Origin of the sequence: Tessaracoccus sp. OH4464_COT-324, from assembly GCF_003932855.1 — a bacterium.
Taxonomy (GTDB): domain Bacteria; phylum Actinomycetota; class Actinomycetes; order Propionibacteriales; family Propionibacteriaceae; genus Arachnia.
Window position 1 is genome coordinate 1 of the sequence record NZ_RQYZ01000019.1, and the last position, 13,364, is coordinate 13,364.

Below are 13,364 nucleotides of genomic sequence, written 5' to 3' on the forward strand. Positions count from 1 at the left end.
CGCGGCCGCCAACTCAGCTCGTAAAGCAGCCTCCGCCCGCTGATCCCCATCCGACCACACAGGCGCCGCCGGCACACCAACCACACCATCATCCCCATCGGCCCCATCCGAATAAAACACCGGAGCCGTAGGATCCCACTCATCGTCAAAATACTTGTGTCCCATAACCGCATTCTCCCACAGCACAGGGTCAACCGGAAGCCAACCGAGACACTATTTCCATCCCCTGCCCCCAGCGGCTCAGCGCGCCCCGCTAGGGCTGCGAAGCCTGAGCGGAACCGCAGACGCCCAGCAACTAGATACCGCACCAGCTGCTCAGGAGACCCGGATCACCTTGTTCTCACTAACCTGCGCGTTGTCGGATCCGGGTTTCTCCGGGGTGCCTACAGCGGTGACCTCGTAAGACCCCGGTTCCCAAAGGTTGACCGACACCGACCATTCCAGCCAACCCTCCGGATTCGCGCTGAGCGCCGTTTGCGCCACGACGTTCACGATCTTCTGCTTGGTTTCCAGGTTCGTGATCGTGATCACGGGCGCCCCGTAGGCCGGCTTGGTAGTGCCGGTGATGCGCAACACGTCGGTGCCGACCGTGTCGCCGTTTCTGGGGTTCGTGATCCAAAGCCCCGGCCGCTGGGCCATGCCCGGGACGCGGAACCCCTCGTCGGCTCCGAAAACGCCGGGAGCAGGTTGGCCGTCGGCCAGGAAGCGCACCCGCATCTGGGGCTCCTTCATCGTCTCCGCCAGCGTAGCCACCAGCTGGTTGATCGCCGCCTCCGAATGTTCCGAAGACTTGATGAGGTTCGCGTAGGTCTCCGCGCTCAGGTCCACCGTAGCGGTGGCGTCCAGGAAACGAACATCGTTCACCGTCCCCTCCCACAGCGACGTGTAGTCGGGGTCGTTGGGCACGAGTGTGAACAGCGCCTCCACCGCTGCCCGCGGCAGGCTCGCCGTCGAGGGCAGGTTTCTCTGCTCCCGGTACAGCAGGTTGTTCGTGCGACCCACGTAGTAGATCGGCATCCCACGCACCACGGCGCGCACTGCGGCCTGCGCACCTCCCGACGGCAGCGGGCGCGTATCCGGCGCTTCGGAGGTGGTAATAGCGTCGGTGGTGTCGCGCGTCGCCGCCGCTCCGATCGCCCCCAGCGACATCGCCACCAGGCAGGCCACAAAGACCAGCTGCGCGCGCACCTTTCCCACCGTGAGCCGACGACGTTTCCGCAGCTCCTCCTCGATCCCCTCGTCCGGGATCGCCTTGATCTGCTTGCCGAGGCTCTTCAACGCCGCCGTGAGCTCCTGCGACAGCGCCTCCAGGTCGCCGCTGCCGCCCAGCCGGTGGCGCAGCATGTTGAGCGCCACTTCAAGGCGCCGGTTCGCGCCGCGCAGCGTCGTGCGCATCACGTGGCTCAGCTCCGGGCCGAAAACGTTCAGGTAGTGCGCCACCACCACGATCTCCCCCAGCTGCTGCGGCAGATCGTAGACCGTGCGCATCAGCGCCAAGTAGCGCCCATCCTCGGGCACGGGCAGGTTGGCGCGGAAACCGACCGGGTGGGTTAGGTGGATCACCTGCTCGCGCAACAGCTCGACCCGCTCCACCGGGTCGACCACCCGGTTGCGGCGCCGCAGCAGCGCGAGCATGGCGTCGCGGACGATCTCCCCGGCCTTCGGGCCGGCGCCCAGCAGCGTCGCCAGGCGAAACAGGTGCGCGTGCTGCTCCTCGTAGATCTCCAGCAGCCAGTCGATGCTCTCCTGCTTGGCCATCGTCGCCCGCTAGATTCCCGAGTAGGAGTGCAGCCCGCTGAACAGCAGGTTCACCCCCACGAAGTTGAACCAGAACGTCGCCAGGCCAATCAGCGCCAGCACCGCCGCTCGGGTACCGCGCCAGCCCGCCGTCAACGCCGCGTGCAGATAGCCCGCGTAGAACACCCACGTGATAAAACTCCAAGTTTCCTTCGGATCCCAGTTCCAGAACCGGCCCCACGCGTACTGCGCCCAGATCGCGCCCGCGACGATGGTGAAGGTCCAGATCGGGAAGGCGAACGCCGTGACACGGTGCGCGAACAAGTCGAGTCTGCGGGAGGTCGGAACCTTCGCCAGGTATCCGGTGATCTCCCCCTTGCGTTCCGCCCGTGACCGCACCAGGTAGAGCACGCTCGCCACCCCGGCGACGTTGAACGCGGCGGCGGCCAGCACGGCAGCGACGATGTGGATGATGAACCACACCGAATGCAGCGCGGGCATCAGCGGCGCCACTTCCACGTAGAACGAGGTGATGGCCAGCCCCATCATCAGCGCGCACAGGCCCGTCACGCCCAGTCCCAGCCAACGCCCGCGCCACAGCCACACGCACAGCAGGTACAGCACGCTCAGGAAGGCCATCGCCGCCGTCACGAACTCATACATGTTTCCCCACGGCGCCCGACCGGCCGCTATGCCGCGCGCCACGACGCCGACGATGTTCGCCGCAACGGCCACCACCGTCGCGGCCACCCCCAGGCGCCCGTAGAGGTCGACGTTGATCCGCTTGGCGTCCTCCGAGCCGTCGCTTGCCCTCTCGGCCGCCAACCCGCGGGCAAACCCCCACTCGGCGGAATGCAGCGCAAACGCGATGATGTAACACACCATCGCGATCACCAGCACGGTGTCAGAGAATTGCGTCATGCTTCCTCCTCCAGTTCCTCGACGAGCGAGCGAACCTCGTCTTCCACCCGCAGCCCAGTCGGGCTCCGATCCAAGCCCCCGACGACGACGCCGTCGCCCGCGCGCACCACGAAGATCCGCCGGGGCTTCACGAACAGGCTGACTGTCAGGCCGAGAATGCCCACCATGATCGCCCACAGGGTGAGCTGGTTGCCGGGCGTTTCGCTGAACTGCAGCTTCACCCAGCGAGAGTAGCCGTCGAACTGCACGCTGCCCAGCCCTTCGGGCAGCGTGAACCCAGATCCGGGCTTCATGCGCGCCCGCAGTCGTTCGTCGTTGTCGCCCAGCACGGGCTCCAGGCCCCGCGGGTTGAGTGTGTAGACGTTCTCCGGGACGCCAGTCTCCGCCCCGGGCTTGCCTCGCCAGGCGTTCAGCCACACCTCCGGCTCGATCGCATCGGGGAACACAGAGCGCGCGGTCTCGCCGTCGAGCACCGCCGTCGGCAGGAAGGTGCCCTCGAAGGCCAGCCGTTCCGGGCGCGCGTCGGGCACCTTGACCACCCCCTGCGAGGTGAAGTTGCCGTCCACCGGGAGGAACACCACCGGCCCTTCGAAGGCAACCGCGCCTTCACCGTCGCGCACCGTGAAGTGCGGGGCGTAGCCGTGGCCGAGCAGGTTGATCTGGGTGCCGCCGGCGGTGATGTACGGGCCGTTGACCGTGAGCCGCGCGTTGTGCGTCTCGCCCGCCTCCGTGACACTCATCTCCGCCTCGAACAGCCGCGCCGCGCCGCGCTGCACCTGCCCCGTCTCGAAGGCGGCGAAGAAGCGGTGCACCTCCAGGCTGAACGGCTCCAGCCGGTCGGTGTCCCGCCAAGCACCGGCGGAGAAGTCGTCGTACTGCGTGATGCTGTTGGCGAAGCCGCGGCCCTCCACCACCACTGCCGTTCCGCTGAAGCCCAGGAAGTTCGACCAGGCGAGCCCAACCAGCACGGCCACCAGCGAGAGGTGAAAGATCAGGTTGCCGGCCTCGCGCGCGTAGCCGCGCTCCGCGCTGATCCCTCGATCGCTCGCGAGGGTGCGGAATCCCTTGCGCTTCAGCCAGCGCTCGGCTCGCGCCAGCGTCTCCGGCGTGGCCGCCATTCGTCGCGCCACCGGCAGCTTCTCCGGGTGGCTGGGCAGCTTCGCGGGCGGCGCCACGACATCAACGGCGTACTTCTTGATCCTGGGCAGGATGCAGCCGATCAGGGAGATGAACAGCAGCAGGTAGATGGCGGAGAACCAGGGTGACGCGTACACGTCGTACATCCCGAGGGGCTGCCAGAGCTTGTCCAGCGTGGGGTGATCGCGCTTGTAGGCGGCGACGTCGGCCACCGAGATCCTGGACTGCGGGATGAGTGAGCCGGGGATTGCGGCCAGCGCCAGCAGCACCAGCAGCACGAGCGCGTTTCGCATGCTGGTCAGCTGCGTCCAGGCCCACCTCACAGCACTGCCCCGAACGACGAGGCCCACTGCCTGAGCGCGCCCATCAGCCAGTCCCAGCCCCCGGTGAGCATCAGCAGGCCCACCAGCACCATCAGTGCGCCGCCCGCGCGCTGCAGGCCGGCCTGATGGGTGCGCAGCCAGGTTAGTTTCGGGGCCAGCGCGCTGAAGGCGAAGGCAAACACGACAAACGGCATCCCCAACCCCAGCGCGTAGCAGAAGGCCAGCAGCGCGCCCCGGCCTGCTGAGCCCTCGCTGAACGCGAGCGACAGCACCACCGACAGCGCCGGGCCGATGCAGGGCGTGAACCCGAGGCCGAAGACGATGCCGAGCAGCGGTGAGGCCAGCACGCCCGCCCTGGGGGTGTACGACGGCTGCCACAGGCTGGGCAGCGGCAGCAGTCCGCTGAATGCGACGCCCAGCACGATGATGAGTATGCCGGCGACGATGGTGATGGTCCGCTGCTGCTGGACGAGCAGCGCGCCCACCCCGCCGGCCACCGCCCCCGTCGCCACGAACACGAGGGAGAAACCCAGCACGAAGCCGATCGTGCCCAGCACGAGTGGTCCGCGCCGCCCCCGGCCCGCCACCAGCTGGCTGGCCCCCACCCCGGAAGCGTAGGAAAGATAGCCGGGTAGCAGAGGCAGCACGCACGGCGACGCGAAGCTGACCAGCCCCGCAAGCACCGCCACGGGGATCGCTACGAGCATCGAATCGGTGAGGGCACTTGCCACCCAGCTGTCCAACGGGATCATCGGAGGTCCTCCACGAGGCTCACGAGGGTGTTGGCGTCAATCTCGCCCAGCACCCGCGCTGCGACCCGCCCCTCCCGGTCGATCACCAGCGTAGAGGGGATCGCCTTGGGCGGCAGCGCGTCGAAGCCGAGCAGCAGTTTGCCGTCGGGGTCGAAAATGTTGGGGTAGCCGATGCTGAAGGAGCGCACAAAGGCCTGGGCCGGCGCTTCGGACAGGTCGCGGGTGTTGAGCCCGAGGAACTGCACGTCATCGCCCAGCCGCTCGTCGGCCGCCACCAGCTCGGGGGCTTCGTGCCTGCAGGGCGCGCACCATGAGCCCCAGACGTTGATGACGACGATCCTGCCCGCGAAGTCGCCCGACGACACATGTCCCCCGGAGAGTGTGGGGCCGGACAGCGCCGGGGCGGGGCTGCGCTCCGCCTCCGCGACGATGGTAACCGCGCCGTCGCCGGCGGTGAAGCCGTAGGTGTCGGTCGACTCTCCGCCGCCGGTCAACGACGAACAGCCGGCCAGCAGGCAGGCGCTCAGCCAGGCGACGATCCTTCTCATGTGCCCACCCGGAACTTGCGCGCGCTGCTGCTGGGCGGCAGCAGGTCGTTGATGTGTTCGGCATAGTCGACGCCCACCGGTTTCCCGTCGAGGTAGCGGAAGGTAGTTACCGAACACAGCGTGGTCCGACGACGGCGCGGGTCGTGCACGAATGGTCGGCCTTCCACCGCGCGCCGCGCGATGTAGATGGGCAGCTGGTGTGACACCAGCAGCGCAGTGCCGCCCTCCCCCGCCGCCTCGGCGGCCGCGGCAAGCGCGGCCAGCATCCGCTCCGCGATGCTAGCGTAGGATTCGCCCCACGATGGCCGGAGCGGGTTGCGCATGTGCCAGAACATTCGTGGGTCGAACAGTGCCGCATTGTTCCGCCCGAAGCGTTTTCCCTCGAAAGCGTTCGCCGCCTCGATCAGCCGCTCGTCAGTGACGACCGGCAGCCCGGGATGCCGCGCTGCGATAGGGGCCATCGTCTCCTGGGCGCGTTGCAGCGGCGAGCAGCGCAGGTGGGTGAGTGCATCGTCGGCGAACACCTCGGCCATGCGCTGCGCCATCCGGTGACCAAGCTCGCTGAGCCCAAAGCCTGGCAGCCTGCCGTAGAGCAGGCCATCCGGGTTGTGGACCTGGCCGTGACGCAGAACGTGCACTGTCGAAATCATGAGGACAGCTTAGGGCCTGTTTCGAAAGTGCTGGTGGAGCGAGGACGCTGCGGGCGGGATGAGTTGGGTTCCCAACGGCTGCCACCTGTACTGGACGTACAGGTCAAGCCGCTGGGGACACCCCTCACCCGAACCGGAGCGCCGCAGCCCGGCGGGTCTCCGGGGAGGGCCCTAGGTGGCCTCGGCAACCGTCTTCCGTCTGCGACGTCGCTTTCGCTCAGAGGGTTTCTTCAGCGGCTCGCCCTTGGCGAGCGCCGCGGCCCGCCGTTCGTCGGCGAACTGGGCGAGGCCCTCGGCCAGCGACGCGAACGTGGGCGACTTGGCGATCACGTCCACGCGGAGGCCGTGCTGCTCGCAGGCGGCCGCCGTCGCTTCACCGATCGCCGCGATGATCGAGACCGCGTGCGGCTTACCTGCGATACCGATCATGTTACGCACGGCGGTGGCCGACGTGAATACGACGGCGTCGAACATACCGCCCTTGATTGCCTCGCGGGTCTCGGCGGGCGGCGGAGCGGCCCGTACCGTGCGGTAAGCGGTGACCCCTTCGACTTCCCAGCCGAGGTGGCCCAGCCCCTCCATGAGGGGCTCGATCGACACGTCCGCGCTAGGCACCAGCACCCGATTCATCGGGTCCATCATGTTGTCGAAGGCCGGGAACTCGGTGGCCAGCGCGCCCACGGTGTTGGGACCGCTGGGCTCCAGGTCTGCGACGATGCCCAGCTTGCGCAGTTCGCCGGCGGTACCGCGGCCGACGGCGGCGATGCTGATGCCGGACAGTGCGCGCGAGTCCAGCCCGTACTCCGCCAGCCGCTCCGCGACGGCGGCGACGGCGTGCGGGGACGTGAAGACGCACCACAGATAACGGCCGTCGACGAGGCCACGCACCGCACGCTCCATGCCTTGCTCGGTGCGGGGCGGCTCGATGCTCATTGTTGGGATGGTTTCGGTGGTGGCGCCGTACTGGGCCAACTCCTCGGCCAGTCTGCCGAGGTCGTCCTTTGTGCGGGGACTGAGCACGCGCCAGTCGAACAGCGGTTTGGACTCATACCAGCCGACGCGGGCCCGGTCGGAGTCGGCGATGGCGTCGCCGTAGACGATGTAGCATTCGCCCTCGTCGATGGGCGCTAGATCGGCCCAGGTGAGCATGCGGCTGGTCTGCGCGGTGGAACCAACCCCGCTCAGCAGCAGGACCTTGTCGTTCGGAGCGTATCTCTCCTGGGCGACGCGGCCGATCTCGCCGAGGAGGCTGCCCGAGGTGTGCAACGCGACGGTACCCGCCGTCGGCCACTGCTCGATCTCGGGAGCATGGTCGCAAGCATGCATGTACGCGGTGGTGCGGCCGGTGGCAATCGCACCGTAGGTGAAGAGGGTGCTCCAGCGGTTCAGGCCCGGGATGACGTTGATCCGCACCCCGGCGGCGCGCACGCGGGGCACGACGTCGGTAGTGAAGGCCTCGCAGAAATGGTCATCTTGGCTCAGTCGGACGGTTTTCAGCCCTTCGCGGGCCGCTTCGACCAGCTGTGCCACCTCGTCCTCGGCCACCAGCTCGATCCGGGTGTGTCCCGCGGTCAGCTTGCGCACCTCGTCAATGTCCACCCGCTGGTCGATCACCACGAGATCCGCGAAACGCAGCGATCTCGCGCCCAGCAGGGTCAGCAGCCCGAACTCTCCAGGGCCGGAGCCGACGAACGTGACGCTCCCGAGTCCTACTTCAGCCAAGGGTTCTCCTCACAACAAGGCGGAAAGTGCAGCTTCATCAACAAACCAGAAGCTGCGCACCTTCCCGTCCACGATCAAGACCGGCACGTGGTCCGAGTACTCGGCCAGCGCCGAGTCCGAGTCCACGTCAACCAGCTCGTATCCAACTCCCCTCAACGCGCAGCTGCGCTCGACGATCCGCTCGGCGTCTGAACAGAGGTGACAGCCGGAACGGGTGAGCAGCCGGACCCGCGCAGCGGAGCAGGGGGTCACTTGCCCGCGCGACGACGCTGAATGCGGGTGCGCTTCAGGAGCTTGCGGTGCTTCTTCTTGGCCATGCGCTTGCGGCGCTTCTTGATGACAGAGCCCACGTTTCGCCTTTCTTAGACAGTCTGCGTCGGCCGTGCGAGTCACGGCGGACGCCCTATGCTAACGCGCAACTGCGCTCCGACCCAATTCCCGGCACGACACGCGCCACACCCAGTCGGGCCCTGCTGCGCCCCTCTCTCCGCCCCCTGAACCCAAAGCTCACAACCAGAACAAACCAAACCCAACTTAGGTCCGCTTGCTTCCGTATTTTGTCATGTTTAGGCTTGCTTCTGCTTGTTTTTCGCGCTATGCTGATCGCATCGCTCCGATTTGATCACAAATCAGACGCAAACAGACAGAACACCGCAGTTCGGAAAGGAGGATCCAGATGTCGCTACCCGACGCCTCCGTGCACAAGAACCTCACCGGCAAAGGCGCCCGCGCTCGGATCCAACGCTTCGGCGGTCACTTGGCCGGCATGATCATGCCCAACATCGGTGCCTTCATCGCCTGGGGCCTGCTGACCGCTATCTTCATCCCCGATGGCTGGCTACCCAACGAAGCCCTCGCCACGATGGTCGGCCCCGTCATCACATACCTCCTGCCCATTTTGATCGGCTACACCGGTGGCAAGATGGTGCACGAGACCCGCGGCGCGGTAGCCGGCGCCATAGCGACGATGGGCGTGGTCGTTGGCTCCGACGTCCCGATGTTCCTCGGCGCGATGATGATGGGCCCACTCGCCGCATTCGTCCTCAAACTGTTCGACCGTGCGGTGGCAGGCAGGGTCCGAAGCGGATTCGAGATGCTCGTCGACAACTTCTCGCTCGGTATCCTGGGCATGCTGATGGCGATCCTCGGACGGCTCGGCATCGGCCCTCTCGTCGACGTGGCGGTCAAGGGCCTCGGCTCGGGCGTGGGCTGGCTCGTCGAGGCACACCTACTACCCATCGCGTCCATCGTCGTCGAGCCCGCCAAGGTTCTTTTCCTGAACAACGCCATCAATCATGGCGTCCTCAGCCCTCTCGGCGCCGCGGAATCGCAGGAACTCGGAAGATCGATCCTGTTCATGGTGGAGTCCAACCCCGGCCCGGGCCTAGGCATCCTGCTCGCGCTGACCTTCTTCGGCACACACACGGTACGAGCAACAGCGCCGGGCGCGATCATCATCCACTTCTTCGGCGGTATCCACGAGATCTACTTTCCCTACATCCTGGCGATGCCCCGCCTCATCCTGGCTGCCATCTCCGGAGGTGCATCCGGCCTGCTCGTCGGCACCCTGCTGAATGCAGGTCTGGTCGGTCCCGCGTCTCCCGGCAGCATCTTCGCTTACTTCGCGGTCACCCCCCGCGGTGGCTACATTCCGATGCTTGCCGCCGTGCTGACCGCCACCGCTGTCAGCTTCCTCGTCGCCGCAGCGCTGTTGGGTTTCCGCAGGCAATCCGATCCTGTCCCCGACGAGGAGGCGGACGGCCTCAACACGACGGACGCTGCTACCCGCGGAATCAGCGGTGCCGATGTCAATCTGCTCTACATCGCCTGCGACGCGGGTATGGGCTCCAGCGTGATGGTAGCCAGCGCGATGCGCAAGCGGCTCGCCCCACACGGCGTGGACGTGCGGCATTCCCCCGTGAACGAGGTGCCGTCCGACGCCCAACTCATCATGTGCCAGTCCGGGCTGGCCGAGCGTGTGCGTGGTCAAGCCCCCGCAGCGGTCATCGTCCCCTTTGAACAATTCGTCGGCGACCCCGCCTTCGCCAGAGTGGAGGAAGCCATCAAGGAAGGAAAGACCATTGAGTGACCAAATACTGAGCCGCAACAACGTGCGCCTCGGCGCCACCGCCGTCAACAAGGCCGACGCTCTCGCCCAATGCGGCCAGCTCCTCGTCGAGCTAGATGCCGCCACCCAGGAGTACGCGGACGCGCTGTTCGATCGCGAGCGCCAAGTATCCACCTACCTGGGCGAAGGCGTCGCCATCCCGCACGGCACCAACGAGTCCCGCCAGTACATCCGGCGCACCTGCCTGGCCGTGCTGCAGTTTCCCGCAGGCGTGGACTGGGACGGCAACACCGTTCACCTCGCGATCGCCATCGCCAGCAACTCCGACGAACACGCCGAGATCCTGGGCAACCTGGCCGAGGTGCTGATGGATTCCGACGCCGTCGCCGAGCTGGCCAGCACCAACAGCGTCGAGCGCGTCCTCACGCTCCTGACCGGACAGGAAGCCTGACATGCTAGCCCTACGCTTCTACGCACCCGGCGACCTGCGCTTGGAGGACATCCCCGAGCCCGTGTGTGGCCCCGACGAGGTAAAAATCAAGGTGGTCAACTGCTCCACCTGCGGCACCGACGTGAAGATCAGACGGGCCGGACACCCCAACCTGACGCCCCCCAGAACCATCGGCCATGAGGTGGCGGGACGCATCGTCGAGATCGGCGCGGAAGTTCCGGGTGACTGGCGAGTGGGCGAGCGCGTACAGATCATCGCCGCAGTTCCCTGCGGGGACTGCCACGAGTGCCGCAAGGGCTGGATGGCTGTGTGCCAGAATCAGACCTCAATGGGCTATCAGTACGACGGCGGCTTCGCTGAGTACATGATTGTGCCGCGCCAAGTGCTCGCCGTGGACGGTATGAACCGGATCCCCGACGGGGTGGGCTTCGACGAGGCCTCCGCAGCCGAGCCATTCGCGTGTGCCATCAACGCCCAAGAGCAGCTCGGCATCCAGCCCGGAGACGACGTGGTCATCTTCGGCGCGGGCCCCATCGGCTGCATGCACGTGCGCATCGCCCGAGGCATCCACCAGGCGGGACGAATCATCATGATCGACATCAACGAGGCCCGCTTGAAAATGTCGGCTGAGGCAGTGGCTCCCGACATCATCATCAACGCCTCCCAAACCGACCCGGTGGCGCGGGTGTTCGAGCTGACTAACGGCCGGGGAGCCGACGTGGTGATCACCGCAACCCCCGCGAACGTCAACCAGGAGCAGGCGATCGCGATGGCTGCCCGCAACGGACGGATCAGCTTCTTCGGCGGACTGCCGAAAACCGACCCGACCATAACGTGTGATGCCAACCTGGTGCACTACCGTCAGCTACATATCCATGGCGCAAACGGTTCTGCTCCCGAGCACAACCGGCAGGCGCTCGCTCACATCGCCAGCGGCAAGGTGCCCGTAAAAGACCTGATCACAAAGCGGATACCCTTGTCTCAGGTGCTGGATGTCTTCGACATCGTGGCGAGCGGCGAGGCGATCAAGGTAACAGTGGAACCCTGAGCAGGAGCAGCGAAATGAGCACCGACACCCCCAAGAACCTGTATGCGGTCGAACGCTACAACCTCATCCTGGACATCGCCGACGCCCAGGGTCGGGTCGAGGTATCCGCACTTGCGGACAGGCTAGGGGTGACGCCGGAGACGATCCGCCGCGACCTGCGCACCCTCGAATCGCGCGGGCGGCTCCGGCGGGTGCACGGCGGAGCGCTGCCCATCTCTGACGACGCCCGCGAGCCCTCGACACTCGAAAGGTTGGGGCGGCAGCGCGACGAGAAACAGCGCATCGCGCACGCCGCACTAGCCGAGGTCCCAGTCGAGGGCACCATCCTGCTCGACGCAGGCACCAGCACTCTGGCCCTGGCGGCCGCGCTACCGGCGGATCAGGAGTTGGTCGTCGTCACCAACTCCCCGGCCATCGCCTCGGCCCTTCAAGACAAAACCGCGACGGTGTATCTGCTCGGCGGCCAGCTGCGAGGCCGAACTGGGGCCGCCGTCGGGGTGTGGGCGCAGCAGGCACTCGCTGATGTGCGCGTTGACGTGGCCTTCATGGGAGCCAACGGCTTCACCGTCGGCTGGGGATTCAGCACCCCTGACCAGGCCGAGGCCGACACGAAGCAGGCTATGGTGCGGGCCGCCAAACGGGTCGTGGTACTTGCCGACTCGTCGAAGGCTGGCCGCACCCATTTCCATCGCTTCGCCACAATCGACGACGTCGACCTGCTCATCACCGATACCGCCCTCGATGCCGAGACTGCGGAGGAACTCGAACAAACAGGTTTGGAGGTATTGCGCTCATGATCGTGACTCTGACACCCAACCCCAGCATCGACCACACCAGCTCGATTGCGGAGCTTCGCCCAGGCGAGGTACACCGCGCCACTGATTCCCGGATCGATCCCGGCGGCAAGGGTGTGAACGTCTCACGAGTACTGCTCAGAAATGGCTACGACACGCTCGCCGTGCTGCCGCTCGGCGGCCCCACAGGCCGGCTGCTCGACGAACTCCTGACCGGGGCCCGGGTACCGCATCGAGTACTGCCGATCGCAGGGAACACCCGAACCAACATCGCCCTCATTGCCCAAGGCCAGACCACCAAGATCAACGAAACCGGCCCAGAGATGAGCCCTGATGAGTTGGTTACCCTGGCTGCGGCGCTCCCGGATGATGCCGACTGGATCGTTCTGTGCGGCAGCCTGCCAGCCGGAGCCCCCGATACCTACTACGCCCAGCTCGTGGCCGCTGCTCCCGGCCGGGTCGCCGTCGACGCCTCTGGCGCAGCTTTACGGGCTGCTGTGGCGGCCCGGCCAAGCCTCATCAAACCAAACCGGGAGGAACTGGCCGATTTGGTGGGCGCACCCGCGCGCACTCTGGGCGACGTATTGGATGCGGCCCGCGATCTCGCCCGCTCCATCGAGTACGTCGTGGTCAGCCTGGGCGCCGATGGCGCTCTCCTTGTGCACGGCGACGATGTGGCGCACGCGAGCGCGCACGTCACGCAGCCGCGCTCCACCGTCGGAGTGGGCGACTGCCTTCTAGCCGGCGTGCTAGCCGCCCTCGCTGCGGGCCAGCCGGCCCCCCAGGCGTTGGCCTGCGGCGTCGCCTGGGGCAGCGCAGCCGTGCAACTGCCGGGCAGCGCAGTACCCGGCCCCCATGACATCGCCCGCGTGGCGGTGCGCCTGACCACAAACCCCGACCCCAGCATCCTGCTCACCGACTGACTCATCAAGGAGACATCATGATCACCCGCCAAGTAACCATCGCATCCGCAGTCGGCCTGCACGCCCGACCTGCCGCCCTGTTCGTCGAGCAGGTCAAGGCCACCGGCCACGCCATCACCATCGGGAAGCCGGGAGGCAAGACCGTGAAGGCCAGTTCCGTGCTGGGGGTGCTCTCGCTGGGTGCGAAGCATGGCGAGACCGTTGTGCTGGCCGCCGAGGATCCCGCTGCGGGAGCAGCGCTTGACCGGCTGGCGGCCTTCCTCGAAATCGATCATGACAGCGAGGCTTAA

Annotated in this window: 15 protein-coding genes; 6 read left to right on the top strand and 9 right to left on the bottom strand. The window is 66.7% G+C overall.

Translation table 11 applies throughout. The features are described 5' to 3' along the window. Positions 1–315 precede the first annotated feature (315 nt). From EII42_RS09735 to EII42_RS09775, 9 genes are all read right to left on the bottom strand, one after another. Positions 316–1,758, bottom strand: coding sequence for a GerMN domain-containing protein (locus tag EII42_RS09735; RefSeq protein ID WP_125171935.1), 1,443 nt, complete (start codon positions 1,756–1,758; stop codon positions 316–318). A 9-nt stretch (positions 1,759–1,767) separates the two neighbouring features. Further along, positions 1,768–2,658 (bottom strand): c-type cytochrome biogenesis protein CcsB, encoded by an 891-nt coding sequence (ccsB, locus tag EII42_RS09740; protein WP_233558347.1) that lies wholly within the window; start codon positions 2,656–2,658, stop codon positions 1,768–1,770. Next, complete coding sequence (locus tag EII42_RS09745; protein ID WP_233558348.1) at positions 2,655–4,088, bottom strand: cytochrome c biogenesis protein ResB; 1,434 nt, start codon at positions 4,086–4,088, stop codon at positions 2,655–2,657. Before EII42_RS09745 ends, ccsB begins: the two co-directional genes overlap by 4 nt. Positions 4,089–4,114: 26 nt before the next feature. After that, positions 4,115–4,825, bottom strand: a complete 711-nt coding sequence (locus tag EII42_RS09750) for a cytochrome c biogenesis CcdA family protein (RefSeq protein ID WP_125171964.1) — start codon at positions 4,823–4,825, stop codon at positions 4,115–4,117. A 41-nt stretch (positions 4,826–4,866) separates the two neighbouring features. Beyond that, positions 4,867–5,418 (bottom strand): TlpA disulfide reductase family protein, encoded by a 552-nt coding sequence (locus EII42_RS09755; protein ID WP_125171937.1) that lies wholly within the window; start codon positions 5,416–5,418, stop codon positions 4,867–4,869. Then, complete coding sequence (locus EII42_RS09760) at positions 5,415–6,068, bottom strand: histidine phosphatase family protein (protein ID WP_125171938.1); 654 nt, start codon at positions 6,066–6,068, stop codon at positions 5,415–5,417. The genes EII42_RS09755 and EII42_RS09760 overlap by 4 nt, the downstream gene beginning before the upstream one ends. Positions 6,069–6,239: 171 nt before the next feature. After that, a complete protein-coding gene (locus tag EII42_RS09765) occupies positions 6,240–7,790 on the bottom strand; it encodes a uroporphyrinogen-III synthase (RefSeq protein WP_125171939.1) in 1,551 nt (516 codons plus the stop codon). A gap of 9 nt (positions 7,791–7,799) precedes the next feature. Beyond that, positions 7,800–8,042, bottom strand: a complete 243-nt coding sequence (locus EII42_RS09770) for a glutaredoxin family protein (protein ID WP_125171940.1) — start codon at positions 8,040–8,042, stop codon at positions 7,800–7,802. Beyond that, complete coding sequence (locus EII42_RS09775) at positions 8,039–8,140, bottom strand: 30S ribosomal protein bS22 (protein WP_042842924.1); 102 nt, start codon at positions 8,138–8,140, stop codon at positions 8,039–8,041. The genes EII42_RS09770 and EII42_RS09775 overlap by 4 nt, the downstream gene beginning before the upstream one ends. Positions 8,141–8,466: 326 nt before the next feature. On the opposite strand from EII42_RS09775, the gene EII42_RS09780 reads away from it, so the two are divergent. From EII42_RS09780 to EII42_RS09800, 6 genes are read left to right on the top strand one after another with little or no spacing between them, the layout of a single operon-like run. Beyond that, positions 8,467–9,879, top strand: a complete 1,413-nt coding sequence (locus EII42_RS09780; RefSeq protein ID WP_158676475.1) for a PTS mannitol transporter subunit IICB — start codon at positions 8,467–8,469, stop codon at positions 9,877–9,879. After that, positions 9,872–10,309 carry a PTS sugar transporter subunit IIA gene (locus EII42_RS12970; RefSeq protein WP_158676476.1) on the top strand — a complete coding sequence of 146 codons (438 nt, stop codon included), beginning with the start codon at positions 9,872–9,874 and terminating at the stop codon, positions 10,307–10,309. The genes EII42_RS09780 and EII42_RS12970 overlap by 8 nt, the downstream gene beginning before the upstream one ends. A 1-nt stretch (position 10,310) precedes the next feature. Next, positions 10,311–11,357 (top strand): zinc-dependent dehydrogenase, encoded by a 1,047-nt coding sequence (locus tag EII42_RS09785; protein WP_125171941.1) that lies wholly within the window; start codon positions 10,311–10,313, stop codon positions 11,355–11,357. 14 nt (positions 11,358–11,371) lie between these two features. Further along, entirely contained in the window at positions 11,372–12,154 is a 783-nt protein-coding gene (locus tag EII42_RS09790; RefSeq protein WP_233558349.1) for a DeoR/GlpR family DNA-binding transcription regulator, read from the top strand. After that, a complete protein-coding gene (locus EII42_RS09795; RefSeq protein WP_125171942.1) occupies positions 12,151–13,074 on the top strand; it encodes a 1-phosphofructokinase family hexose kinase in 924 nt (307 codons plus the stop codon). The genes EII42_RS09790 and EII42_RS09795 overlap by 4 nt, the downstream gene beginning before the upstream one ends. Positions 13,075–13,091: 17 nt before the next feature. Next, on the top strand, positions 13,092–13,364 hold the full coding sequence (locus EII42_RS09800; RefSeq protein WP_125171943.1) for an HPr family phosphocarrier protein: 273 nt from the start codon (positions 13,092–13,094) through the stop codon (positions 13,362–13,364).

Coding starts and splice junctions, on each gene's coding strand:
- EII42_RS09735 (WP_125171935.1), bottom strand. CDS start 1,758: ATGGCCAAGCAGGAGAGCATCGACTGGCTGCTGGAGATCTACGAGGAG.
- ccsB (WP_233558347.1), bottom strand. CDS start 2,658: ATGACGCAATTCTCTGACACCGTGCTGGTGATCGCGATGGTGTGTTAC.
- EII42_RS09745 (WP_233558348.1), bottom strand. CDS start 4,088: ATGCGAAACGCGCTCGTGCTGCTGGTGCTGCTGGCGCTGGCCGCAATC.
- EII42_RS09750 (WP_125171964.1), bottom strand. CDS start 4,825: ATGCTCGTAGCGATCCCCGTGGCGGTGCTTGCGGGGCTGGTCAGCTTC.
- EII42_RS09755 (WP_125171937.1), bottom strand. CDS start 5,418: ATGAGAAGGATCGTCGCCTGGCTGAGCGCCTGCCTGCTGGCCGGCTGT.
- EII42_RS09760 (WP_125171938.1), bottom strand. CDS start 6,068: ATGATTTCGACAGTGCACGTTCTGCGTCACGGCCAGGTCCACAACCCG.
- EII42_RS09780 (WP_158676475.1), top strand. CDS start 8,467: ATGTCGCTACCCGACGCCTCCGTGCACAAGAACCTCACCGGCAAAGGC.
- EII42_RS09785 (WP_125171941.1), top strand. CDS start 10,311: ATGCTAGCCCTACGCTTCTACGCACCCGGCGACCTGCGCTTGGAGGAC.
- EII42_RS09790 (WP_233558349.1), top strand. CDS start 11,372: ATGAGCACCGACACCCCCAAGAACCTGTATGCGGTCGAACGCTACAAC.
- EII42_RS09795 (WP_125171942.1), top strand. CDS start 12,151: ATGATCGTGACTCTGACACCCAACCCCAGCATCGACCACACCAGCTCG.
- EII42_RS09800 (WP_125171943.1), top strand. CDS start 13,092: ATGATCACCCGCCAAGTAACCATCGCATCCGCAGTCGGCCTGCACGCC.